At 61.6% G+C, this 26,031-nt stretch carries 16 protein-coding genes; 8 read left to right on the top strand and 8 right to left on the bottom strand.

Features of this window, described 5'->3' with window-relative positions; genetic code table 11:
* Nucleotides 1-76: 76 nt before the first annotated feature.
* The 5 genes from gpt to M0654_RS12780 all read left to right on the top strand — a co-directional run bounded on the left by gpt (nucleotide 77) and on the right by M0654_RS12780 (nucleotide 8,363).
* A complete protein-coding gene (gene gpt, locus M0654_RS12800; protein ID WP_118851502.1) occupies nucleotides 77-574 on the top strand; it encodes a xanthine phosphoribosyltransferase in 498 nt (165 codons plus the stop codon).
* 681 nt (nucleotides 575-1,255) lie between these two features.
* The gene (locus tag M0654_RS12795; protein ID WP_248683442.1) at nucleotides 1,256-5,086 is read left to right on the top strand and encodes a vitamin B12-dependent ribonucleotide reductase; all 3,831 of its coding nucleotides are present in this window, start codon (nucleotides 1,256-1,258) and stop codon (nucleotides 5,084-5,086) included.
* Between the two features lie 524 nt (nucleotides 5,087-5,610).
* Nucleotides 5,611-6,864 (top strand): nucleotidyltransferase domain-containing protein, encoded by a 1,254-nt coding sequence (locus M0654_RS12790; RefSeq protein WP_248683441.1) that lies wholly within the window; start codon nucleotides 5,611-5,613, stop codon nucleotides 6,862-6,864.
* Complete coding sequence (locus M0654_RS12785) at nucleotides 6,848-7,333, top strand: hypothetical protein (RefSeq protein ID WP_248683440.1); 486 nt, start codon at nucleotides 6,848-6,850, stop codon at nucleotides 7,331-7,333. The genes M0654_RS12790 and M0654_RS12785 overlap by 17 nt, the downstream gene beginning before the upstream one ends.
* A 49-nt stretch (nucleotides 7,334-7,382) precedes the next feature.
* Nucleotides 7,383-8,363, top strand: a complete 981-nt coding sequence (locus M0654_RS12780) for a CBASS cGAMP-activated phospholipase (protein WP_248683439.1) — start codon at nucleotides 7,383-7,385, stop codon at nucleotides 8,361-8,363.
* Between the two features lie 325 nt (nucleotides 8,364-8,688).
* On the opposite strand, the gene ku (M0654_RS12775) is transcribed toward M0654_RS12780, so the two are convergent.
* A complete protein-coding gene (ku, locus tag M0654_RS12775) occupies nucleotides 8,689-9,504 on the bottom strand; it encodes a non-homologous end joining protein Ku (RefSeq protein ID WP_248683438.1) in 816 nt (271 codons plus the stop codon).
* 11 nt (nucleotides 9,505-9,515) lie between these two features.
* Nucleotides 9,516-10,421: a non-homologous end joining protein Ku gene (ku, locus tag M0654_RS12770; RefSeq protein ID WP_248683437.1), complete on the bottom strand. Its 906-nt coding sequence runs from the start codon at nucleotides 10,419-10,421 to the stop codon at nucleotides 9,516-9,518.
* A gap of 378 nt (nucleotides 10,422-10,799) precedes the next feature.
* Here ku (M0654_RS12770) and M0654_RS12765 point away from each other — a divergent pair, with 378 nt between their 5' ends.
* Together M0654_RS12765 and M0654_RS12760 are read left to right on the top strand one after the other, a co-directional pair.
* Nucleotides 10,800-12,530, top strand: coding sequence for an ATP-dependent nuclease (locus tag M0654_RS12765; RefSeq protein ID WP_248683436.1), 1,731 nt, complete (start codon nucleotides 10,800-10,802; stop codon nucleotides 12,528-12,530).
* On the top strand, nucleotides 12,523-13,950 hold the full coding sequence (locus tag M0654_RS12760; RefSeq protein ID WP_248683435.1) for a UvrD-helicase domain-containing protein: 1,428 nt from the start codon (nucleotides 12,523-12,525) through the stop codon (nucleotides 13,948-13,950). Before M0654_RS12765 ends, M0654_RS12760 begins: the two co-directional genes overlap by 8 nt.
* A 166-nt stretch (nucleotides 13,951-14,116) precedes the next feature.
* Here the strand turns inward: M0654_RS12760 and M0654_RS12755 are convergent, their stop codons facing one another.
* The 3 genes from M0654_RS12755 to M0654_RS12745 are packed head-to-tail and all read right to left on the bottom strand — an operon-like array spanning nucleotide 14,117 to nucleotide 19,564.
* Nucleotides 14,117-17,380, bottom strand: coding sequence for an error-prone DNA polymerase (locus tag M0654_RS12755; protein ID WP_248683552.1), 3,264 nt, complete (start codon nucleotides 17,378-17,380; stop codon nucleotides 14,117-14,119).
* Nucleotides 17,380-18,891: a Y-family DNA polymerase gene (locus M0654_RS12750; RefSeq protein WP_248683434.1), complete on the bottom strand. Its 1,512-nt coding sequence runs from the start codon at nucleotides 18,889-18,891 to the stop codon at nucleotides 17,380-17,382. Before M0654_RS12750 ends, M0654_RS12755 begins: the two co-directional genes overlap by 1 nt.
* Nucleotides 18,812-19,564 carry an ImuA family protein gene (locus M0654_RS12745; protein WP_248683433.1) on the bottom strand — a complete coding sequence of 251 codons (753 nt, stop codon included), beginning with the start codon at nucleotides 19,562-19,564 and terminating at the stop codon, nucleotides 18,812-18,814. Before M0654_RS12745 ends, M0654_RS12750 begins: the two co-directional genes overlap by 80 nt.
* Before the next feature lie 993 nt (nucleotides 19,565-20,557).
* Between M0654_RS12745 and M0654_RS12740 the strand changes: the two genes are divergently transcribed.
* The gene (locus tag M0654_RS12740; RefSeq protein WP_248683432.1) at nucleotides 20,558-21,085 is read left to right on the top strand and encodes a hypothetical protein; all 528 of its coding nucleotides are present in this window, start codon (nucleotides 20,558-20,560) and stop codon (nucleotides 21,083-21,085) included.
* 239 nt (nucleotides 21,086-21,324) lie between these two features.
* Here the strand turns inward: M0654_RS12740 and M0654_RS12735 are convergent, their stop codons facing one another.
* The 3 genes from M0654_RS12735 to M0654_RS12725 are packed head-to-tail and all read right to left on the bottom strand — an operon-like array spanning nucleotide 21,325 to nucleotide 25,822.
* Complete coding sequence (locus tag M0654_RS12735) at nucleotides 21,325-23,232, bottom strand: AAA family ATPase (RefSeq protein WP_248683431.1); 1,908 nt, start codon at nucleotides 23,230-23,232, stop codon at nucleotides 21,325-21,327.
* Nucleotides 23,233-23,278: 46 nt separating this feature from the next.
* Nucleotides 23,279-25,162 carry an AAA family ATPase gene (locus M0654_RS12730; protein ID WP_248683430.1) on the bottom strand — a complete coding sequence of 628 codons (1,884 nt, stop codon included), beginning with the start codon at nucleotides 25,160-25,162 and terminating at the stop codon, nucleotides 23,279-23,281.
* A 12-nt stretch (nucleotides 25,163-25,174) separates the two neighbouring features.
* A complete protein-coding gene (locus tag M0654_RS12725) occupies nucleotides 25,175-25,822 on the bottom strand; it encodes a hypothetical protein (RefSeq protein WP_248683429.1) in 648 nt (215 codons plus the stop codon).
* Nucleotides 25,823-26,031: the final 209 nt, after the last annotated feature.

The following is a 26,031-nucleotide window of genomic DNA, read 5'->3' as shown; positions in this document are numbered from 1 at the left end:
CATCCTTGCGCCAAGGGGCGTGTTGCCGCTATGAGCGAAAGCCAACAATCTGCTTTCGCTCATGGTGGCCCCGCTCATGTCTCTTCCCGAAAAAGCCTTTCCCGTTTCCTGGGATCAATTTCACCGCGATGCACGCGCGCTGGCCTGGCGCCTTGCTGGCATGGGCCGTGATTTCCGGGCGATCGTCTGCATCACCCGCGGCGGGCTCGTACCAGCCGCCATCATTTCGCGCGAACTCAACATCCGCCTCATCGAGACGGTCTGCGTCGCCTCCTACCATGACTACGTCAACCAGGGCGAAATGAACCTCCTGAAGGGCATCGCCCCGGAACTCACCACCGATGGCGGCGAAGGCGTGCTGGTGGTGGACGACCTCACCGACACCGGCAAGACTGCGTCGGAAGTTCGCTCGATGTTGCCGAAGGCGCATTTCGCCTGCGTCTACGCCAAGCCAAAGGGCGTACCGACGGTCGATACCTTCATCACCGAAGTGAGCCAGGATACCTGGATCTATTTCCCCTGGGACATGGGCTTCACCTACCAGGAGCCGATCGCCAAGACCCCCAAGGCCTGATTCTCTCGAGCTATTTGCCTGTCAACCGTTTTCATAAGCCCGCCGCACCCTCGTGTGGCGGGTTTATCTTTGGGCGCTAGATGCTTTTTCGCCACATGTGCCAATCCGCTACACGCAAAGCCTTATAAATCGGGCGAACGGGACCCCGGGAGGTGTCGAAACCGGCCCTTCCGATGCGCAATACGACGTGTGTGGACAAGGCACGCAACTGCAGCCGCTGCCTGCAACCTTTTGAGAATCAACGAGGTTTTTTCTTCCCCGTTATCCACAGGCACCAGCCACAATATCTTGTGGTTATAAATCCGTAAGGATCTACGCCTTGACGAATCCGAGTGGCCGGAACACATTGCTTTTCATGTTGCGGCGGCGACTGGACCGGAGCTAACGAGGCCGGTTCTTTTTCGAGTTGGACGGGAAAATGTGCATTGCGATCAGCCTCGAACGGCTGTTCGGCAAATGGTTTCCCGTGTCTTCACGATTTGGTGGCGCAACAGTGCTGGCACTGGTGGAAATATCCTGTTAACACTATATTTAGTGCTTGCAGCCACGATCCAACACAACATACAGTTTGTGCATCCAAGATGATTCTGGATGATGGAGTTTGACCCGGCTGCCCATGATGGAGAGCAGCCGGCGCGGATAGGTGCGCCCGGCGTGGCGCCAACTGACGAGGATAAGGCAATGCGCATCGAACGTCGTTTTACCAAGCCGGAAACCGGCGCCTATGGCGGGATTGAGTTCCGCAAGGCCGTCAGCGAAATCCGTAATCCCGATGGCTCCATCGTCTTCAGGCTCGCGGACATCGACGTGCCGGCGCAGTTCAGCCAGGTCGCAACCGATGTTCTGGCGCAGAAATATTTCCGCAAAGCCGGCGTACCGAAGATCCTGAAGAAGGTCGAGGAAAACGACGTTCCTTCCTTCCTGTGGCGCTCGGTTGCCGACGAGAAGGCGCTTGCCGAACTGCCGGAAGGTGAACGATACGGTTCTGAAACCGATGCGCGCCAGGTGTTCGATCGCCTTGCCGGCACCTGGACCTACTGGGGCTGGAAGGGCAAGTATTTCTCCTCCGAAGACGATGCGCGCGCCTTCCGCGACGAACTTGCCCATATGCTCGCCACCCAGCGCGTCGCGCCGAACAGCCCGCAGTGGTTCAACACGGGCATGCACTGGGCCTACGGCATCGATGGCCCCGGCCAGGGCCACTTCTATGTCGACCCCTTCACCGGAAAGCTGACGAAGTCGAAGTCGGCCTACGAACATCCGCAGCCGCACGCCTGCTTCATCCAGTCCGTCGAGGACGACCTCGTCAACGAAGGCGGCATCATGGACCTGTGGGTGCGTGAAGCGCGCCTCTTCAAGTATGGCTCCGGCACCGGCTCCAACTTCTCCCACCTGCGTGGCGAAGGCGAACGCCTGTCGGGCGGTGGCCGCTCGTCCGGCCTGATGTCCTTCCTCAAGATCGGCGACCGTGCCGCGGGCGCCATCAAGTCCGGCGGCACCACCCGCCGCGCCGCGAAGATGGTCGTCGTTGATATCGACCATCCGGATATCGAGGAATACATCAACTGGAAGGTTCGCGAAGAACAGAAGGTTGCCGCCCTCGTCACCGGCTCCAAGATCGTCGCCAAGCACCTGAAGGCGATCATGAAGGCCTGCGTCAACTGCGAGGCCGACGGCGACGATTGCTTCGACCCGAACAAGAACCCTGCCCTGAAGCGCGAGATCAAGGCCGCCAAGAAGGACATGGTTCCGGAAAACTATGTCGGCCGCGTCATCCAGTTCGCACGCCAGGGCTACAAGGACCTCGAATTCAAGACCTATGATACGGACTGGGATTCGGAAGCCTACCTCACCGTCTCCGGCCAGAACTCCAACAACTCCGTTTCGCTGAAGGACGACTTCCTGCGCGCCGTCGAAAACGATGGCGAATGGAACCTCACCGCCCGCAAGGACGGCAAGGTCATGAAGACGCTGAAGGCCCGCGATCTCTGGGAGCAGATCTCCTACGCAGCCTGGGCGTCGGCTGACCCCGGCATCCACTTCAACACCACGATGAACGACTGGCACACCTCGCCGGCCGGTGGTCCCATCCGCGGCTCCAACCCGTGCTCGGAATACATGTTCCTCGACGACACGGCCTGCAACCTTGCCTCCATGAACCTCCTGCAGTTCAAGGACAAGGCAACCGGTCGCATCAACATCGCCGACTACGAACACGCCACCCGCCTGTGGACCATCGTGCTCGAAATCTCGGTGATGATGGCGCAGTTCCCGTCGAAGCGCATCGCCGAACTCTCCTACGAATACCGCACGCTCGGCCTCGGTTATGCCAATATCGGCGGCCTCCTGATGTCCTCCGGCATTCCGTATGACTCGGCTGAAGGCCGCGCCATCGCCGGTGCGCTCACCGCCATCATGACCGGCATTTCCTACGCCACCTCGGCGGAAATGGCCTCCGAGCTCGGCCCCTTCCCGCAGTTCGCGCCGAACCGCGAAAGCATGCTGCGCGTCATCCGCAACCATCGCCGCGCCGCTTACGGCGAAACCTCCGGTTACGAGTCGCTGTCGGTCAATCCGGTGCCGCTCAACCACGCCGAAAACCCGGACCAGGACCTGGCAGCCCATGCCAAGGCCGCCTGGGACAAGGCGCTGGAGCTTGGTGAAAAGCACGGCTACCGCAACGCCCAGGTTTCCGTCATCGCGCCGACCGGCACGATCGGCCTCGTCATGGACTGCGATACCACCGGCATCGAGCCTGACTTCGCGCTCGTGAAGTTCAAGAAGCTCGCCGGCGGCGGCTACTTCAAGATCATCAACGGCGCGGTTCCGGCAGCCCTTCGCACGCTCGGCTACACCGAAAGCCAGATCGCCGAGATCGAGGCCTATGCGGTCGGCCACGGCAACATCAACCAGGCGCCCGGCATCAACCCCGGTTCGCTGAAGGCCAAGGGCTTCACCGACGAGAAGATCGCCGCGATCAACGGCGCCACCAAGGCCGCCTTCGACATCAAGTTCGTCTTCAACCAGTGGACGCTCGGCGCCGACTTCCTGAAGAACACGCTTGGCGTCACCGACGAGCAGCTCTCCGACATGAGCTTCAACCTGCTCGAGCACATCGGCTTCTCCAAGAAGGACATCGAAGCGGCCAACATCCATGTCTGCGGTGCGATGACGCTGGAAGGCGCGCCCTTCCTGAAGCCCGAGCACCTGCCGGTCTTCGATTGCGCCAACCCCTGCGGCAAGATCGGCAAGCGTTACCTGTCGGTCGAGAGCCACATCCGCATGATGGCGGCTGCCCAGCCGTTCATCTCGGGTGCGATCTCCAAGACGATCAACATGCCGAATGACGCGACGGTGGAAGATTGCGGTGCAGCCTACATGCTGTCCTGGAAGCTCGCGCTGAAGGCAAACGCCCTTTACCGCGATGGCTCCAAGCTGTCCCAGCCGCTCAACGCCTCGCTGATCGATGAGGACGATGCGGAAGAGGCTGTCGAGGAACTGATGCAGCAGCCGATCGCTGCCCAGGCCGTGCAGATCACCGAAAAGATCGTCGAGCGGGTCGTTGAACGCGTCACCCGCGAACGCGAAAAGCTGCCGAACCGCCGCCAGGGTTACACCCAGAAGGCCAATGTCGGTGGCCACAAGGTTTACCTGCGCACCGGTGAATTCGGCGATGGCCGCCTCGGCGAGATCTTCATCGACATGCACAAGGAAGGGGCTGCCTTCCGCGCGATGATGAACAACTTCGCCATCGCCATCTCGCTCGGTCTCCAGTACGGCGTGCCGCTGGAAGAATATGTGGAGGCCTTCACCTTCACCAAGTTCGAGCCGGCCGGCATCGTCACCGGAAACGACGCGATCAAGAACGCCACCTCGATCCTCGACTACGTGTTCCGCGAACTCGCCGTGTCCTATCTCGGCCGCCACGATCTGGCGCATGTCGATACGTCGGACTTCTCCAACACCGCACTGGGCAAGGGGATTTCGGAAGGCAAGACCAACCTGATCTCCACCGGCTGGACCCGCGGCTATAAGCCGACGCTCGTCTCCAACAATGGCGGCGACCGACTGGCCGGCAGCGAGCCGAAGGGTGCAGCAACTGCCGCTCCTGCCCGCGCATCGGCCAACGTCACCTCGTTTGCCGGCTCCGCGGCCCGCAAGCTCGAACCGACGACGGCCGTCTCGACCTCGGAAATCGTCGCCTTCAAGCGCGATTACGAGGAGCGCGCCAAGGAACTGGCCGAAGAGATCGCCGATGAGGCGAGCGACGTGGATGCCAACCTCGCGCCGGAAAGCGCGCAGGCTGCCACCGCTCTCTTCTCCGACAAGGCCGAGGCCGATGCCGCCGCTGCCAAGACGGAAGCCAAGAAGGTGGAAAACGAACGCCGCATGCGCTCGATCGCGCAGGGCTACACGGGCAACATGTGCTCCGAGTGCCAGAACTTCACCATGGTGCGCAACGGCACCTGCGAGAAGTGCGACACCTGCGGCGCAACGAGCGGGTGCTCTTGATCTGACGCGATCGCTACCTTTGGATAACCGCTTCTGAAATGTCACAAACCCGGGGTTCGATGTCACGAAAATCGCATCTGTTCGGTCACAAAGCAAGACGCACAGGCTGCGACTCCAGCATCCCTACATAAAACATCCGTTTTTCCAGGCACTTAGGTGCCTGGAAAATGCCAGCAGGAACAAAACAAGAAACAAACGCGCCGGTAGGCCGGAGAGGTGAGAAACCGACCCAAGTTCTGGCCAAATACGTCAAGTTTTGGCCAGAACCCAAGGCTCCGCTGGCCAACTAACATACGAGGCCTTCGTGCATTATCCAGTGTCGATAGCGCCGCGCCTGTGCCGGATGCAAACCAGTTGAGCCAAACTCGCGCCTTCATGATCTGATCGAAACCTTTATCGGCCGCTTCGGCGGCCGATAAGAACCACAGAGACAGTAGCATCGATTCCATCGGGGGATGAGCAACGCCGCGGCATAGCCGCAGAGAACAGTAGAGCGCGAGCGCTCGGTCGAAGGAGACAATGGCATGGGCATACTCATCAACCTCGATCTCGCAGCCACCATCGACCCTCTCGACGGAATTCTGATCGACGTCGCCAGGCGCATCCAAGTCCCGAAGACTAAGCATGAGGAAGCTGCGGAACACTTCATGGGTCTTTGCGCTCACGTCGATCGCAAAGGCAGCCCGCTCGAAGGCAAAGTCTTGGAGAGCTATCCTTCTGGCTCCTTCTCGATCGCTGCCGCCATCTACTCCCATGTGAGATCCATGCAGCATGACGTCGACGTCGTTATCGAGGTCGGCTTCTCGATCGGCACAGATCCAGAGTGGATGCTGAATCAGCTCTACAAGGCAGTGAAGGGCGATCCGGGGAGCCGCTACTACGATTACAAGGTGGCACGGAACTCTCGTTGCGTAACGGTCGCCTACCCGGACGGTGTCACTGTCGATCTCATGCCAGTAGCCCGCATCCCGGGCGGCCCCGAGCGCTCGGGCGTGCTCTTCCACCACAACCCCAAATGGGACGAGAAGTATGCGAAGGAGGTGAACCCGAAGGCCTTCACGCTGCATTTCAATGCCCGCATCAAGTCCAGCGACGTCTTCGCATCCCGCTACCGGACGCGCCGCCTTCTTTCGGATGGACTGCTCCAGGAGCGCGCCGAGACACAGCCGATGCCTGATCACGTCCCCATTGAAGAGAAGTCGCCTCGCCTCGTAGCGATCCAGTTGCTGAAGCGTTTCCGCGACATCCAGTTTCGCGGACGCCAAGGCCGCTGCCCGCCGTCGGTCGTCATAGCTGCTATGGCCCTGGATGCCGGAGAGATGAGCGACAGCCTCACTGATGAACTGATCGCGATCGCAACCCACATGCAGCGCGAGATCGAACAGGCGGAACGGAACCTGACGACGCTGGTGGTCGCCAACCCGGCTCATCCTGCCGACATATTCTCCGACCGGTGGCCTGAAAACCGGAGCGCACAAAGGCTCTGGCGCGACGACCTGGTACGCCTCGTCCGTAACCTGAGGACGCTGCGGGGACGCGACTGGGATCCACAGCAGCTCAAGAACATCCTTAAGGAACTCTTTGGAGAGACGCCCGCAGATCGCGCGTTCGAAGACCACTACCGCGGACAAGGCACTCTCTCGAAACAGAACATGCTCGGGATCGCCAGGTCTGGAGCAGTAAGAAGTGCGCTGGCGGCACCGGCTCTCGCTGGCATGACTGTTCCTTCGCGGGCGAACACAGACATGGGTGGCTTCCTCGATGATCCTGTCGATTGACCACCAGATCGAGCGCATGAGCACGGTGTGGCCGGACTGGAAGGCGACGCGGGAGGATGACCGAACCGCGGTATGGAAAGGAAACCTGCGGCCGAACAAGATCAGTTACTGTGTCCGGATCTTCTATCGGGTTCCGAGACTGCTCGACAACACGACGGTCAAGCAGGTCCAGCCACGGGTCTTCATCGACGGCCCCAAGCTGATGCCGAACGCCAACGGCGAGCTACCCCACGTCTACTGGCCCAGGGGAGATCGCAGAGCGGGCGACCCCTGCCTATGCCTGTTCGATCCAGATCACGAGTGGTCGATCTGCGACCATCTGGCCGAAACCACCGTGCCGTGGTCGAGCACGTGGCTCTACTGGTACGAGGCCTGGAGGGTGAGCAACATCTGGTTCGGTCCTGCGCGGCACGAAGGAGAGGAAGGCGATGCAGGAGACAGCTCCGCCGCCGAGATCGCGAAGGTCTGAGGGTACTAGGCCAGATCTGCGCCCCCGGCTTCCCTGGGATGCGGCCGACATGCGCATCCTGTCGATCGACGGCGGCGGGATCCGGGGTATCCTTCCGGCGGCTGTGCTGGCTCTGTGCGAGGACCGCTTCTGCGGTGGCCGACCCGCGGGCGAGTTCTTCGACTACATTGCCGGAACCTCTACAGGCGGCATCATCGCTCTAGGCCTTTCAGTCGGCATTCCCGCACGGGAGATCCTTGCGATCTATATGGATCATGGCTCAGAGATATTCCCTCCTCGACGTCTTTACCGGAACCGGACGATCCGGAAGATCCAATCGACCTGGCACTTCCTGCGCAATCTCGACCGCTACAGATACGAGCGGGAGGCGCTGCGGCGGACCCTGCTGGCGACCTTCGGAGACAAGCTCCTGGGCCATGCCGATCGGCGGCTCGTGATCCCGTCCTTCGACGAATACAACGAGGTGCATCTCTTCAAGACTCCTCACCACGGCGACTATCGGCGGGATTGGAAGGAGACGATGATCGATGTCGCCCTGTCCACTTCCGCCGCGCCGACCTTCTTCTCTACCTACAGGAACGGGGACCGGCATTTCGCGGACGGCGGCGTCTGGGCCAACAATCCCGTGATGACCGCCCTTGTGGACGCGATGGCCTGCTACGAGATCGACCGCAGAGACATCGGCATACTGTCGTTGGGGTGCGTCGAATCCGATTTCGGGTTCTCGCAACAGCAGATGACGAAAGGCGGGATCTGGCACTGGAAGCAGATCATCTCCTCGGCGATGAGGCTTCAGAGCCAGAATGCGCTCGGACAGGCAGGGCTTCTGATCGGCCGCGACCGTCTGCTCCGCGTCGATGGAGATCCCATGCCGGACGCCATCGAGCTCGACGACTATTGCCGCGCAGCATCAGAGCTTCCAGTACTCGCTAGACGGCTCGTTGATATGAATGCTGTCCAGCTTGCAGATTTCTTCGCAGTATCGCGGCCGCCGTTCAAGGCGTGCCATGGACCTCGGCACGCGCAGTAGTGTCACGCCACAGAAGTCGCGGAAATCTCAGCTTGCGGATCACCGTCCCGGCACTTCCCCTGGCAGGATACCTGAAGATAGGAGCTGCAGTATGGACTGTCCGATCACCCTGATGGTCGACCTCACTATGGTGCGGAAGTCCCTTGCCGATCGAGATCAGGCTCTGTCGGCCAGCGCGGATGTGCGTCGGACCCGCACGCGTTGCAGACGGGGCAAGGCATGCCTGCGCCTCCGCAGCCACATGCGACCTCTCCGATCCAGGGCCTGCAGATGTGGCACTCACAGACCTAGGACACGCCATCGCAATTGTCGCAGGTGATCGCCATCAGCTTGCCTTCCGGCCACTCTTGCTTTCCGCAGCAAGACTCTGCTTCAGCGCCGACATGATATCGATGACGTTGCCACGTGCAGGCGCATCGTCCGGCTTCGCCCTACCCTTCTTCGCGGGCTTCAGCGCCTTCTTCTTCTCGGCGATAATAGACAGCAGCGCGTCCTGGATCGGGTCGCTCACCATCGTCGGAGACCAGTGGGTCGTCTTCTGCTTGATAAGCTTCTGCACCAGGGGCACCAGTTCCGGATCGGCGTCGTCGTCGATGTCCTCGAAGTAGCTTTCCTCCCGACGCACCTCGTCGCCGAAGCGCAGCGTCCAGAGCACGATGCCCTCTCCACGGGGCTCCAGAACCACTGCCCGTTCCCGTCGGCCGATCACCAGCTTCGAGATGCCGACCACGTCATCCGCTTCCATGGCATCACGGATGACGGCGAATGCTTCCTGACCAACGGGGTCGTCCGGTGCCAGGTAATGCGGCTTCTCGAGGTAGACCCACTCGATCGTGTCGGCGGGGACGAACTTCTCGATATCGATCGTCTTGACCGTATCGAGCTGAACGGCGTCGAGATCGTCCTCCGTCAGGACGACGTAGTCGTTCTCGCCACGGGCATAGCCCTTGGCCTCGTTCTCGTCCTTCACAGGCTTGCCCGTGACGGAGTCAACGTACTGAGATACGACGCGGTTGCCTGTCTCCTTGTTGAGGGTATGGAAGCGGACCTTCTCGCTCTCGCTGGTAGCAGGCGTCATGGCCACGGGGCATGTCACCAGGGACAGCTTGAGGTACCCGCGCCAGTATGGTCGGATCGCCATGATCTACCTCCTCACCCTGCCTTGCGCTGTGGGGCAGCCTTCGAGGAGGCGGCCTTTCCAGCCGCCCCACGCGCAGCACGCTGCCTGCCAGTGCCAGCATTGGCATTGGCGGCGGTGCGTTTCGGTTTTTCGTCTGCGGCCTTCATCATGCCAGCGCTCTCGCGCAGCGCTGCCAAGAGGTCATTCGGCTTGGAGACCTCGACTTGTCTCCGCTTCGGCAGCGCCTTGCCCTCGATCTTCGCTTTCACGAGTTCGGCCAGTGCGGTCTCGTAGCGGTCATCGAAGTTGGCGGGATCGAATTCACCGCGCTTCGTCCCGATGATGTGCTTGGCGAGGTCGAGCATCTCGCCTTCGATCTTCATCTTCGGCATGTCCTCGAAGGCCTTCGCGCTGGAGCGGACCTCGTAGTCGAAGTTCAAGGTGGTCGCGATCAGCCCTTTACCATGGGGACGGATGAGGACGGTGCGCATCCTGCGGAACAGGACCGTCCGCGCGATGGCAGCCACCTTCGACTTGCGCATGGCTTCGCGCAGGGCGGTGAAGGCATCAGCTCCCATCTTGTCCGGTACCAGGTAGTAGGGCTTGTCGAAGTAGACGTCGTCCACCTCGCGGCACGGGATGAAGGCCTCAATCTCCAGCGTCTTGTTGCTCTGGGGGATGGTGGCCGCAATCTCCTCCGGATCGATCATGATGTACTGGCCGCTTTCGACCTCGAAGCCTTTCGTCTGGGCTTCCTTCGGAACAGCTTCCTCAGTCTCGCTGTCGATAAAGACGCGGTTCACGCGGTTGCCAGTGGCCGTGTTGATCGTGTTGAAGGCGAGCCGCTCGGAGGTGCTCGCGGCCGTGTAGAGGCCGACGCCGCAGCTCACCTCACCGAACTTTATGAAGCCTTTCCACTGTGCCCGATGCCCTGCCATGACGCTGTACTCCGAATCACTTGATCAGCGACTCAATCGGAATCCGGGTGATTCGTTCCGACTCGAAATGAATCTGTTTTCAATGAGTTGGGAGTCGCGGCTGACAAAGTGATTCATCACTTGATGATCACCGGACACCCGCTTCGGACTGGCTGGATTCACCTCACCGTCTTCCGCTCTGCGCCAAATAGGAGACATGGAATACTTCGAGGGTACAGGCTGGAATGGGGCCGCGAGCGGCTCGTCTGCTGCTAAGACACCCCTAAAACGAGCAGACTTGCGACACACCAACGTGGGGAACGTGGATCGGCCTACAGTTGTAGGCGACGATTCATCGTGTCCTACTGCGCTGACTTTGGTGATTCTACTGGCGGGCAGATGGCTACAATCAGAACAATCGAAATTGAGAACTTCCGCGGTATAAAAAGTCTGAAGTGGCACCCAAAGCCGGGCGTGAACTGCCTTATTGGTCCCGGTGACAGCGGCAAGTCGACAATCCTTGACGCGATTGACCTCTGCCTCGGAGCGAGACGGACCTTTCAGTTCACCGACGCAGATTTCCATGGACTTGCCATCGCAGAACCCATCAGCATCACTCTGACGTTAGGCAATCTCGCGCCGGAACTGAAATCCATTGATGGATACGGGCTCTATTTGAGAGGTTTAAATGTAACCACGTTGGAGTTGGAAGACGAGCCGGGGGCTGGCCTTGAAACTGTGCTATCGTTGAATGTGCGGGTCGAAAGCGATCTCGAACCCGTATGGTCTATTCTGTCGGACCGTGCAGCGGCCGCAGGTCAAACGAGGAACCTGTCGTGGTCCGACCGTGTTGCGCTCTCTCCGCTCCGCATCGGCGCGTTGTCGGACCATAATCTCTCCTGGCGGCGAGGTTCGATCCTTAACCGTCTGTCGGACGAGACCGCCGACGCGTCTACCGCGTTGCTGGCAGCCGCCAGGGAGGCGCGAAAGGCGTTTGGTGTAGACGCCGACAAAAAGCTCGGCACCGCTCTTGGGATTGTAACTGCGGTGGCAAGCGATTTAGGGATCCATGTCGGCGCGAAGGCCAAGGCAGAGCTTGAAGCGCATTCAGTCTCAATGACGGCCGGGACGATATCGCTGCACGACGAGTCAGGGGTGCCACTCAGGCGCTTGGGCGTTGGCTCGACCCGGCTGATGATATCCGGGCTGCAGCAGAAGAACGCAACCGAATCTTCCATTCTGCTGGTAGACGAGCTTGAACATGGCCTCGAGCCTCATCGGATCATTCGGTTCCTGGATAACCTCGGGGCAAAGCAGAAGGAGTCACCGCTGCAGGTTTTCCTGACCAGCCATTCGCCCATTGCAGTAAGAGAATTGACCGTGGAGCAGCTCTCGATCGTCCGGAAGGCCGGCGGCGTGCATGAAGTTCTCTGGGTAGGCCAGCACGCTGACTTGCAGGGCACCCTTCGGGTTTATCCGGAAGCGTTTCTTGCCAGAGCTGTCCTGGTTTGCGAGGGAGCGAGCGAAGTCGGTTTGCTGCGGGGAATAGATCAGCACCGATCGGCCGCCGGCAAACCATCGATGCACTCCCATGGCACGTGTCTTGTCGACGCCGGCGGCTACACTAAGATCATGCCGCGCGCGCAGGCTTTTCAACAGATGGGTTTCAAGGTTGCGACGTTCCGCGACGACGACTATCGGCCGGACGCTGCCGAGGAAGCGGCGTTCGAAGCCGCGGGGGGCGAGATCTTTAAGTGGCGCAAGAACAAAAAACTCGAAGTCGAACTGTTCGAGAGCCTTCCTGTTCCAGCAGTCAAGACACTGGTGGAGAAGTCGCTGGAGGATCGCTCCGAACAGGAAATCGACAGCCAGGTTCGCAGCCATTCGAAAAACGCTGTGACACTCGCGCGCGTTGAGGAGGAACTGAGGAAGGGCGAACTTAGCGAAGAGACACGGAACGCGCTGGGATGTGCTGCCGGCGGAAACAAGGAAGGGAAGAAGGCTTGGTTTAAGACGGTTGGCGAGATGGAGCAAATCGGCCGCGACGTCATCTGGCCGAACCTCAACGAAAGCGACAAGGAATTCAAAGATTCGGTCATCGCTTTGAGAAGGTGGTGCATCGGTGCCTGAGATTGACTTGCTCGATGTCCGCTGCGGATCCGTCACAGCCCCGGCGGGCTGCGGAAAGACGCAGCTCATTGTAGACTCCCTCGGTCGGCATTCAGGCCGGAAGCCGATCCTCATTCTCACTCATACAAACGCTGGAGTGGCCGCATTGCGATCACGGCTGGAGCGGGCGGGAGTTAAATCCTCATCCTTTCGCCTCGCGACTTTGGACGGCTGGGCGTTGAGGACGCTGAAGACCTTTCCTACTCGCTCGGCGATTGATATCGAGCACCTCGAACTTGCCGATCCCCGCAACGACTATCGTGCGATCAAGCGAGCGGCGGCGTCGCTTCTCGGGGCCACTCATATCGATGACATTCTGGACGCGAGTTACAGCCGCGTCATCGTCGACGAGTACCAAGACTGCGGCTCGGAACAACACAAAATGGTCCGCCACTTGTCGACCGTTCTGCCGACCGTCGTCCTTGGCGATCCGATGCAGGAAATCTTCAGTTGGCAGGGAGATCACCCCAACTGGCATGATGATATCTGCGACATCTTCCAGCCTGTGGGCGAACTAGTCACACCCTGGCGATGGATACGCGCGGGTGCGGAGGCGTTCGGACGATGGCTTCTGGAGGCCCGCCAAATACTGATGGCGGGCGACCAGATCGACTTGCGTGGCGCTCCACCCGAGGTCGAGTGGGTTCACCTCGACGGTGCCGATGATGACGCGAAACAGCGGAAGGCGTGTCTTGCGAAGTCTCCACAGCCACGCGGAGATGTGCTCATCATGGCGGCTGGAGTGCAGCGTGACCGCCAGCGGGAGATCGCGCGGCAGACACCAGGCGCGGTGACCGTCGAGAACGTCGACTTAACGGACGTAATTAATTTTGCAGGCAGCATTGATCTCGATCAGCCTGGAGATCTCAAGACTGTCCTCGACTTCGCCTCTGCAGTGACCACCAATGTCGAAGGTGCCGAGCTGATGAGACGGATCGACGTACTGGAGCGCGAAGCTGGGCGAAAAGAGGTGACGACGGTGGAGGCAGCCGCGATCGACTACAAAAGAAGTGGATCTGCGGAGGATCTGATCAGGCTGTTTTTAGCCCTTGAGAACAAGCCTGGAGCAAGGACATTCCGACCCGAGATATTACGTACCTGCCTGCAAGCGTTGCGTTCGTGCGGACTTGGCCGGAAGGATACGTTTCTCAATGCCGCACTGCGTATCCGGGAGCAGAGCCGCATGCTGGGAAGGCGTGTTCCGCCACGAGCCGTGGGCAGCCCGCTTCTCCTGAAGGGGCTGGAGGCGGACGTTGCAGTCATCCTAAATGCAGCAGAGTTCGACAGGATGCGAAGCCGGAATACCAAGAACCTCTACGTCGCGATAACTCGGGGCTCTCGCAAGCTGATCGTCTGCTCAGCAACTCCCTGGATAGGATGAGTGGTCCTTACGATAGTCCTTGGCGTGACCACACCTCCAGCACTGTCGATCTCGACGACCACTTCCGGGCCATAAAATAATGTGTCGTTATGACCGAGGTGGGGCGCGAAGCTGCCCTTATCCCTTCGGCCCGTGATGACCGCAATGGGCCGAAAGCAGCCGATCATTACTGAAAATTGCGCGCCTTTACCTTCAGGCCGTCGATGTGCAAGTCCCGGATGAAGATGTCCCTGGCCTCCGGCATCGGCTTCGGACGATCCCTTGCGTCCCCTCCTCCGGACGAACCATGCGCGAACTCGTCCCCGCGACCGCTGGGATTCCTAAACTCCGTATCCCGGTCCGCCAGCGCCGAGAGGTCGCCGGAAAGATCGTCCAGCTGACGGGCGATCAGATGGACGACATCGCCCTCCCGTTGGATCTTCCCCTGTACCGCCATCATGCTCGCCCCCAGGACGACGCGGCGGCGCAACTCGAACAGTGACGGCCATACGACGATGTTGGAGATCCCCGTCTCGTCCTCTATGGTGATGAACATGACCCCTTTGGCGCTACCCGGTTTCTGTCTGACCAGGACAAGTCCGGCGACGCACAGCCAGCTCTTGTCGCGGGCGTTCATCGCCTCGGCGCAGGTGACGATCCGGCGAGCGGCCAGATCCCGCCGCAGGAACGAGATGGGGTGCTCCCTGAGTGTGAGCCCGACGTGAGCGTAGTCCTCGACGACATTGTGGCCTTCCGTCATCTGCCGGAGCGCGACTTCCGGTTCCTGCTGCTCGGCGACTGCTTTCTGCTCCCTCTCCGCGGCGGCAGCAAACAATGGGAGAGGTTCGTCCCGCAGAGCCTTGATCGCCCACAGGGCATCCCGCCGCTCGAGACCGAATGCTGGCCGGAATGCATCGGCTTCCGCAAGCTGGACGAGAGCCTCGGAAGGAACCTCCGACCGCCGCCATACATCGTCGACGGATTCAAACGGACGCTCGATCCGGGCGGCGACGATCCGCGCGGCATCAGCCACCGCCAGCCCAGCCACCTGGCGCATGCCGAGACGGACGGCATGACGGTCGGTGCCAGGGATCTGCTCCAGGGTGCAGTCCCACCTCGAATGCTGCACCGAGACAGGCCGCACCTCGACGCCGTGCTTCTGTGCGTCGCCGATGATCTGCGCTGGGGCGTAGAAGCCCATCGGGAGCGAGTTCATGAGCGCCGCGGCGAACGCATCCGGGTAGTGGCACTTAACGAAGCAGCTGGCGTAGGCGATCAGGGCGAATGATGCCGCATGCGATTCCGGGAAGCCGTAGGATCCGAACCCCTCCAGCTGCGAGAACGTCTTCTCAGCGAACTCGGCCGAGTAGCCGTTCCTGATCATGCCGGACACCAGCTTGTCCTTGAACCGCGACACTCCTCCGGTGAACTTGAACGTGGCCATGGACTTGCGCAGCTGGTCCGCCTCGCCGCCCGTGAAGCCAGCGCAGACCATCGCCACCTTCATCGCGCTCTCCTGGAACAGCGGCACGCCGAGGGTCTTGCCAAGAACCGCTTCTAGTTCGGGCGTCGGATATTCGACAGGCTCCTTGCCTTCGCGGCGTCGGAGATAGGGATGCACCATGTCCCCCTGGATGGGGCCGGGCCGGACGATCGCGACCTGGACGACCAGATCATAGAAGGTGCGCGGCTTCATCCTAGGCAGCATCGCCATCTGCGCCCGGCTCTCAATCTGGAAGGTGCCAAGTGTGTCCGCGCGACGGATCATCGCGTATGTGGCGCTGTCCTCCTGCCGGACCCTCGCAAGATCGAGATCCTCGTTCTTGTGCTCCCGGATCAAGTCGAAGGCCTTCTGCATGCAGGTAAGCATGCCGAGCGCAAGCACGTCGACCTTCATCATCTTCAAAGCCTCGACGTCGTCCTTGTCCCACTCGATCACCTGACGGTCTTCCATTGCTGCCGGCTCGATCGGCACGAGGTCGTCGAGGCGCGAGCGCGTCAGGACGAAGCCACCAACATGCTGGCCGAGATGCCGGGGCGCACCCATGAGTTCCCGGGCGAGCTTGAGCGTCCGGACGAGACGGTAGTCTTCCGGATTCAGGTTGAGCTCCCTGACGTTGCGCTCCGTGATCTCCTCCGACCACGACCACAGGCCAGACGAGAGCGCCTTCGTGACATCCTCGGGCAGCCCCATCGCCTTGCCGACGTCCTTGATCGCCCCCTTAGCCCGGTATCGGGTGACGGTGCAGACGAGCGCAGCCCTGTCGCGGCCGTAAGTCCGGTAGATCCACTGGATCACTTCCTCGCGCCGCTGGTGCTCGAAGTCGACGTCGATGTCCGGCGGCTCATTGCGCTCCTTCGACACGAAGCGCTCGAACAGCAGGTCGTTCGTCTCTGGATCGATGGAGGTTATGCCGAGGATGTAGCAGATCGCCGAGTTGGCAGCCGATCCTCTTCCCTGGCACAGGATGCCCTGCGAGCGGGCGAAGCGCACGATGCTATAGACGGTCAGGAAATACGGCGCGTAGTCCATCTCCCTGATGAGATCGAGTTCGTGCCTGATGGTTCGCAGCACGTGCTGTGGGAGACCTTCTGGATACCTGTTCGGGATGCACTCGCGGACGCACTGCTCGAGAGACTGCTGGGCGTCCATGCCGTCGATGAGCGCCTCCTCGGGATACTCATAGGTCAGTTCCTCAAGCGAGAACCTGCACTGCTGGACGATCTCCATCGTCCGCGCCAGGGCTTCCGGATATCGAGGGAAGAGGCGCTCCATCTCCTCAGGCGGCTTGAGGTATCGGTCGGCGTGCCGCTCGCGGTCGAAGCCAACGTCATCGATCGTGGTGTTCTTGCGGATGCAGGTGACGATGTCCTGAAGCTGCCTCCGCGAAGGTTCATGGAAGAGGACGTCGTTGGTGACGACGGTCTTCACCTTGAACCTCGCGCCCAGGTTGGACAGTTCATGGAGCCGCATCTGGTCGTTCGGACGTCGCCGGAGGCATAGCGATAAATACGCGCGGTTGCCGAAGATCTCCGCCATCTTGCGGAGCTGGACCGCGCAGGCATCGTCCGGGAGATCTGGAACGAGTATGCCGATCAGGCCTTCCGAGTAGAGCGCGACGTCCTCGAGATGCAGGATGCAGTTGTTCTTGCCGCCCCTGCCCTTGCCAAGCGTGATCAGCCGGGTGAGACGCGAATAGGCAGCCTTGTCGGTCGGGTAGACGAGGATCGACATGCCATCCTGAAGATCCAGCCGACAACCGACGACCAGGCGAAGTCCGGTCGCACGCGATGCCTCAAGAGCGCGGACGATTCCGGCAAGCGAGTTCCGGTCAACCACACCGATCGCTTCGATCCCCAGCTCCTTCGCCGTCGCAAACAACTCGTCGGCCGATGAAGCGCCGCGAAGGAACGAGAAGTGGGTGGTGACCTGCAGCTCCGCATACCGCATCAGCCGAAGACCCCGTGCATGAACCATCGATGATCCCCGGTCTCAGGATCAACCCCGTCCCCGGCTCGGAAGATCCAGTAGCGTTCGCCATCGTCGTTCTCGATGACGAAGTAGTCGCGGACCGCTTCCAGTTCGTTGGGGCGCTTCCACCACTCGCCGAAGATCCGCTCGGGCCCGTCGGCCCGTTTCACACGATGACGCTTGCCGCGCCATGTTATGCTCGCAGGAGGATAGTCCGGCATCAGCGCGATCGCCTGGATCTGCTCCGGGCGATCGAAGAGCCGGACGGGCCTTCGCCAGTGGCCGACCCACGTCGCCTCCGCCTGTTCGGCGACCGCAGAGATCCGCTGGACGCTGCGTTCGGGAACGTCCGAGGCGACGGGAGCCACCCGATAGACCCGTTGGCCCCGGTTGCCGAAGATGTCGATCAGCGGCGTGATGTCGTCGGTCTCCTCCTCAACCAGACCCGATGCCCTCTGCTGCTCCTCTAGCGGCTCGGCCGCAACGGCGATCAGGACGAGCTTCTCGATCCCGAAGCCGGGTTCTATCTTCTCCGTGCGATCCCTGAACAGCTTGGTCAGCCAGGCGACGTCGCGCGCTGGCTTGGCTGTTCCCGCCCGGATCGCCTGGATGGTGTTGTCGACCTTGTGCACGATGAGGTCGGTGCGCCGGGCACCAAGACCGCGCTTCTCCAGCTCGGCCACGAGCTGCACGACCAGCCGTCCGACATACTTGTCGATCGTCTCCGCAGCCCCGATCGGTTCCTGGAAAGACCGCGATACTTCGACCAGATCCGCCGTCCGCATCGGGTCGATGGGATCCGACATCCGTCCATACATCTGATCGAGCCTCCGGCCGACCTCGGGACCGAAGCGAAGGGCCAGCGGGGCCCTGGGCGTGTTCGACAGCTCCCCGATCCTCTGGAAGCCGAGAACGCGGAGATCCTGAACGACCTTCTCGGGGAGCCTGAGCAGGGATATCGGAAGCTTCTCGACCGCCCGGACGATCTCGCCCCGCGGAACGATCACGGTATCCCGCCTGATGGCTCGGACGCAGGCGTGCGCCCCGCCCCAGGTGTCGGCTATGGCGACCTTCGCGGTGAGCTTCCGGGAGCGGAAGAGATTGACGATCCCGGTGATCATCGGGAGTTCGCCGCCCTGAAGATGGTCGGCACCTTCGGTATCCATGACGAGACCGTCAATCCCATCGACGGCGACGATCGGCGAATAATGGCCGAGCGCCCAGAGACCGAGCCGGTCGAGCGCCGCCGCGTCCGCAACGGGATCGGCATCGACGAGCATCAGGCCGCGGAAGATGGCCTGCGCCTTCGCGGCCGCCATGCCGACGCGAACTCCCATCTTCTTCGCAGCGGCATCGGCGGCCGACACCCAGCGCTTGGATCCGCTCCTTGCAATGACGGCGATAGGCTGGTCATCCGGTATGGCGGAATCGTCCCGCCTGATCCTGTCGGTCGGCAGATCCGGAAGATAGATGGATACGACCCTTGTCATCACACGCTCCGACGCAGAACTCAGCACACTCGCCCGCACGCGATCTCATCAACTCAAGAAACCATCGAGGCCGCCCCACGCCCGGCACGGGCAGCTCGTCCGAGGGGAGTACGCTCACCCGCCACCGCGTTGTCGACGCCGTCGGCTGGCCGAAGTCGTTCGCCTCCGTCTGCCGCCTCCACCGCCGCACCACCAGCGCCAGCGTTCCGGTTCGCTCGGCGACAAGCTGGAGCCGACGACTGACCACCATTGGGAGCCGGACCATCTCGCCCACGACCGCGCCGAGGCCACCATACGACAGTGCTTCCTCCATGCTGGCGGCGACGTCCTCCTCCTTGTCGCCCTCGACAAAGATCACCCTTCGCGAATGCAGTCCCGCCTGTGCGAGGGCCGGGAAGAAGAGATCTGGCCGCGTCAGGCACCATACGATCTGCCCCTTGGTCCTGGCGGCGATCCCGGCCGCGAAGAGCGCTGCGGCGGCTCCGTCGACCGTTCCGGATCCTCCGCCCGCGAATTCGTGAAGAGCGCCGTGGGCGAGCCCACCCCCAGGGAGAACTGCATCTATTTCCGGAACCCCGAATGGCAGCCAGCCAGCCTTCTTCACGCCCTCTCCCTCTATAAAGGAGATGCGTTGACGCAGATCAGCAAGGACTTGATCGCGGACAGCCGACATCGTTCGCGGAATCCTCTCGGCTCACGTTGGTTTGGAGGCACGGCATCATGCCGCAGGAATGCTTGATGTTCCCCTTCTGTTCCCTCATAAGAACGGAGTCAAGACGGCCTTGAATAGGAAAACAATCTCATGATTTTAGTGAATTCGCAGATTCACTATGTGAATCAGCTCGCTAGGTTCTTCTCGCAAGCCACCGGTCTCGTTGAAGAAATTTTTGTTGGCGAGAAATAGCAAGATGGTCAGGACCTTGAATTGGTACTCCAGCCGGATATTGTCGACCTGGAAGCGGCGCATGGGTGCTGGACGTCCGCATTCCGATCAAGCTCGTGGAGGCTCCACATGGTTTTCGCGTTCAGATCCATCGTTGCACTTCTCCGCTCGAAGCGACCGACGCTCGCCGACGAACTGCACCGATCCGGCTTCCGACCTGCGCGCACTTCGCGGATCAAGGTCGGCGAAAGACGCAACCGGGAGACACTGCAGCGCCGTGGCAGGATCTGATCCTGTCATCGACCCGGCAGATAGCGGCGGAGCATCCAATTGAGCAGGAGGAAAGCTCCGCTGGATCTGACAGCAAGTCTCCGCCAAGTGCGGGATCCGGTCATCCATGTCGAATGCCGGGTCTGTGGCCGATCTGGATCGCTCGACCGGGCGGCTTTGGTGAAGAAGCACGGATCCGCCGTCACCTTCGCCCGGCTGCGCAGGATGGCGGCCATGGGGTGTGATCGTCTGGTCAGTGGAGACGGAGATCTGTGCGGGACGAGGTTCCCGTGTCTGGCAGGTGACAATCGATGACGGAGGGAGGCTTTTCTGGACAAGGCGCAGAGAAAATGGCTCGAGGAGCGGCGGTCGCAGCTCGTCGGGACCCCAACAGATCCTGAAACGAGGAGTGTCAAGTACACGTGGATCCAGGATTTCGGGCAAGGGATCTCCGTCTCCTGCGTCCGACGCCGATATTTTCGCATCGATGAGACCGAGTTCAGGAAGCGCTACGTGTCGCTCGAGTTCTCGCTTCCCGGAAAGCCGGACGCGGAGGCGGTGTTCTTCGAGTGGGATGCGACAGGCTTCACGGATGCGACGGAATTCCTCGACGCCGCCGACAGCCACAGCCATGAAGACTACGAGATGGCTGCCGCCGTGGGAGAGTGCTGGTCCGAGTGGGAGCACCCGCTCGACTACGGCTCGATCGTCGTTTTCCATCGATTGGTCGTTCCGTCTCCCATGCCTAGCTTCTGGGAGACGATGAGATCCGCAATCAAGCGCGAGTTCTCGCGTCGTGCTGCGATGATGGTGCTGAAGGCGTTTCCGTTGGAATGGGAGAACAGGTTCCAGGATCCCCTGGCACCTGGACAGGATGCATTCGAGCGCCGCATGAAGGCGATGGCGAAGCACTACAGACGAAACCTCGGGGTTTCACCGCTGCCAGTCTCAACCAGTCTTGGTGAGTGGTTCTGGCTGCCGATCCGGTTCGATGAGGCAGCTCAGGGCGGCCCTGCGAAACAGTCTGCATATCTGGGCTGAGGTTCCTTGCTCCAACCCTGATCGGCAAGAAAGTCCCGTACGACATCGACAAGGTTATCGAGTATGCGAAGACGCTGCCGGATCCATATGCGGACGGCAAGCGGAAGCGGCCTAGCCCGCTCGATCACGTCTAGGCCAACTCTGGCTGCTGCTCATCATCGCCTTCCTCCTGCTCGTCCTCATCAGGATTATGTCCACACTGGTGCATTCTTGCGACCATGCGACGAACCTTCATCTCCTTATCCTGATGAAAGTGCCGGGGACGACAAACGTTCATCTTCGTCAAGAGCGTCCAGCACCTCCCGCGCGGATAGCCTGAGTCGATCCACCAGGAGATCGACCAGCACCTCGCAGGCAGCGCGATGCCTTTGCAGGATCCCCCTCGTCCGTTGGAACTGCTCAAGAAGGGTCGCATCGACGCGGGCGAGCAAGCTGGGATCCATGTGGCCAATATCGCTGATCGGTTGATCGGAGAGATCACCGAAAGAAGCGAGTCCCTTCCCCATCCCATGCGACCGCTCGATCGCGATCGCGATCCTGGTGGCGTCGTACAAGTCCGATCCCGGTCCGCCGGAAGAACCGTCGTCGTGGCTGCCGAGCATGACCTTCTCTGCTGCCATACCCCCGAGCGTCATGGCGATCACGTCAAGGTAATGAGCCTTGTTGCGCCGCGCCCAGGTCTGCGGCGCGAACGTTGCCTTCCCCAGGGACTGGCTTCCAGCGGTTGGGATGATGCTGGAGGCGATCTCGACCCTGACGAGTTCCATGCCGACGACCGTTCCGACAACTGCGTGTCCGATCTCATGGACGGCATTGACCCTCAGCGCCTCCGGCGGAATCTTGATGGAGATTGGCAGATGGATCCTGACGTCATCCGCGGTGATGGGCCTCCGCAGTCTTCTCGCCCTGCGCCGGGCGTTTCTGACCGTTCTCTGGATGTCGGCCCCGCTGGCCCCCTCGGTGAGTTCTGCAAAGTCTCGATGGTCCTCCTCGGTCAGGCTTCCACGGAGATGAAACTTGAAGATTGCCGCACGCGCCTGAAGGTCTGGGAGCGGGATCTTCACATGGCTATCAAGACGCCCGGACCGGATGATCGCAGGATCGACCTTGTCCGGATGGTTCGAGGCAGCCACCACGATGACGCCCTCCCGCCCCTCGATCCCGTCCAGCTGTTCGAGCAGGCCATTGATGGCCTTGATGTCATAGGAAGCATTGCTGCCGGTGGCGTCGTCCCTTGATCCGAAGGCGTCGATCTCGTCGATGAACAGGATCGCTGGCGCGCGCTCCTTCGCTTCCTTGAAGGCCCGCTGCATCGCCTTGAGGAAGTCGTTGAGATAGCCCTTCGCCTGCCACTTCGCATAGGACCCGCTCACCAGCTTCACATCGCAGGAGGCTGCCAGCGCGCGGGCGAAAATCGTCTTCCCGACGCCCGGCGGGCCGGACAGGAGGACCCCGCGGTCGACGTCGTCCCAGGAGATCGCGCCTGACCGCCAGTCGCCGAGATCACGGCCAAGATCGAGACCCCAGGTCCTAGCCTCCCCGTATCCGTGCATGTCCTCGAGCCGGATGTGCGCCAGTGCGTCGGGTTCTTTGCCTGGCTCCGGATCCGGCGTATCCGACTGCGCCATCCTCTCGATGACCGACAGGACACGCGAGATGGGGCGGCCGCGCGTCATGGCGAGCTTCAGGCGCTTCCAGTCGCATGCTGCCAGAGCTTCCGCCTGTCCGGGGGTGACCGAGACTCCGTACGCCCATCTTACAACTCCGCGCACCTGCCGGGCATCGGGAGCGTCCACCTCGGCGATGACGTCGAGAGCGTGACGGAGGTGGAAGGGAATGGCGTCATCCGATCTGAATAGGATGATGGTCTTCTTGTTCTGCACCATGTCCATGATGGCCTCGATGTGGCTTTCAGCGGAGTCCTCGTCGAAGGCCTTGACCTGGTCCTGGAAGCGGTAGTCCTGATCGGTATCCACGACTACAAGCGCTGCCCGCATGTACGCGGCCTTGGACGACCAGTAAGGAATGATGAGGCCGACAGCGTAGTGGGAGGCCCGCCGATAGGGCCGCATGGCCCGGCTGATGCCTGCATAGGCCAGAAATTCCGGGAGCGAGAAGCCGCGCCCTTCACGGGTGATGTTCTTCATTGGCTGAGATCCGGTTGAAGGCTTCCTGATGTTGCTGACGAGATGGCTAACCTGATCGCGCACCATCTCCACGTGTTGTCCGCCCCAGCAGTTCCATCACCTCGTCACCCCTCACGACCTCCCTCTCAAGGAGCAGACCGACAAGGGCGTCGACATCCTTGCGCCTCCTCCGGATGATGTCCGACGCCCTCTCCAGGGATCTCGCGAGAAGCTTCTCCACCCTGCTGCGCAGCTCGGGATCGGAACGTCGCAGTTCGTCGAGCTCTTTCGAACTCGCGACCTCCGCGTACTGGAGAGACTCCAAACCCAAGTTGGCGAGCATCAGCGTGGCGACATCGGATGCATGCTGGAGATCCGAGCCGGCGGCACCGCCGGAACCGTCATGCGCCTGCTGGAGAATCACCTTCTCGGCAGCCATCCCTGCCAGGATCATCGCGAGCTCGTCCTTGTAGGACTGATGGCTGCGGTTCCGGGTCTTCAGTCGACGCCACTGCACGTGCCCCTGGCTTCCGTCCCGGTGCCCGCTCCGGCGCGCCACCACCACGAAGTCCAGACTCGCGAACTTCACCTCGATCCCGACGATGGCGTGGCCCGCCTCGTGAATGCAGGCTGCGCGCCGATCATCCGGCGGCACTTCGGCGAGCGGCGGCACGATCTCGGCGAGATCCTCCACCGAGACATCCCTGCCCTCCTTCCGGGCAATGCGCTTCGCGTCGCGCGCGAGCTGCTGGATATCGGCTCCGGAATAGCCCACGGTTGCGGCGGCGATCTCCCTGAGGCTCCGCTGTTCCAGCCTGCCGCCGAGATGCAGGGCCAGCATCTGCTGCCTCGCGGCGAGATCCGGGAGCCCGATCGCGATGTGACGGTCGAGCCGCCCCGGCCTGCGTAGCGCGGGATCCAGATTCTGCGGATAGTTGGTGGCGGCGATGACGACGACACCCTCCCTCCCTGCGGCACCGTCCAGAAGCTCAAGCAGCGCGTTGACGACCTGCATGCTGTAGGACACGTAGTCGCCGCGGAACGTCCTGCGGTCGCCGATCGAGTCGATCTCGTCGATGAAGAGGATTGCCGGAGCCTGGTTCGCCGCCTCCCGGAAGCTCTTGCGCATCGCGCCGAGCATGTCACCGAGGTTCCCCTTCGCCTGCCACTGCGCGCTCGAGGTCTCCACGAAGGCGGCACCGCATGACCGGGCCACCGCGCCCGCGAACAAGGTCTTGCCCGTTCCCGGAGGCCCGCTGATGAGGAGACCCGCATGCACGTCGCTCCAGCGGATCCGGCCTTCGCGCCAGCCTCTGATGTCTTCTAAGAGGTCGAGCGCCCATGTCTTCGCTTCTCCGTAACCCTCGAGGTCCTCGATCTTCGGCTCCCAGGCCGCAGTCGCATCCTCGCCGCAGGCGGTAGTGAGCCTGCGCAGCACGTCGTCGACTGGGCGGCTTCTGCGCAAGGCGGCGAAGAGGATCTTTGTGGGATAGGCGCACAGGGCGCGCGCGTGATCGAATGAGATAGGCATGTTCCAGGCTTCCCTCGAGGCGGACACCAGGTGACGCGGTCGAACCGCTCCCACGTCCACGATCCGGTCCATGGCGACGCGGATCTCAGCAGGAACACTTGCACCGTTCTCGACCAGGACGATGACTGCCGGATGCCGGGCGACGCTGGCACGCGCCTCGGTGTCGTAGGTGTCGCCGCGCCTGCCGAGGACGACCCGGGTCACCGTGTAGTGACGGTCAAGGGACGCCTGCTTCAGGACGTGGTTCAGGGCCGCCTCGTATCCGTCCAGATCCGCATCCGGGGGAAGAACGAGCGCAGCCGCCCGGTCGGTCTCCACGGGTTTCAGGAAGATTCCGCAGCGCCTCAGTGCGAGACGGATTGCGCACGCATGGGCTGCCGTCTCGAGCGATAGGGATCGCCCGGCTAAATTCGTGGCCATGGAAGCGCCTCCCTACTTCGGCGCGCGCCGGACGACCGTTTCCGGCCCCAGCAGGGCTTCGTCGAGGTCGACCAGGAGGAGGCCCTGCACGATCATCGTGGCCACCGTATGCATCGGCTGGCTCTCGCGGACGGCGGACAGGCAATCGGCGAGGGTCAGCGACCCAGCCTCGTCAAGCGCGGCAAGGATGCGGATGCGGTCGCCGAGCGGTGCGGCCGCGCGAGCATATTCGATGAGCTCGACGGCGTTTCGGAGGCGCGTCTGGCCGACTTCGTGGATGGAGACCGTGCGATATCTATAGCCCATCCGCTCGGCGCGCCCGGTCATCCAGGTGGGGCTGCCCCCTGCGCCCTCCGCGACGTAGACGAGCAGCTTCTCCGATGTGGTCTCGACGGCGAGATCCACGTGCCACCACTGCGGCCGCGCGGCACCGCTGTCGTTGACGATCGCCTTGGGGATGCAGCGCCAGGAGACGACGTCCCGGTCGAGGTCGAGCACGCAGGCATAGTCGCGGGCCCGCTGGCTGCGGAACAGCGCCAGGCCGACGCACTTGATCGTTCTTGATGGGAGACGGGGGCGGTAGATCTTCCTGAAATCGCGAGCGTCATCGCCCGCATGAGCAATATCGGTCTTCATGACCATCACTCTCCGAATGAACACGAACTTGCGGCACCGGGACCGGTCCCGGGATCCGTCAGCGTATTCGACGAAAGGCGATGAAGTGGTTGCTCATGGACGGGAACGTATAGTGAACACACGGCAGGTTGTCAACCCGGCGGTGGGTAGAAGATCTCGTCTTGATCGCACTAGCTGGAGGTACACGGCGTAGCGCTGGAGATGAAGTCGAGGTCGCCAGGATGGCTCTCGCG

The organism is Neorhizobium turbinariae (assembly GCF_023223505.1).
Classification (GTDB): domain Bacteria; phylum Pseudomonadota; class Alphaproteobacteria; order Rhizobiales; family Rhizobiaceae; genus Neorhizobium; species Neorhizobium turbinariae.
The sequence above is the reverse complement of the archived record's forward strand: the minus strand, read 5'-3'. Positions and strand labels throughout refer to the sequence as shown.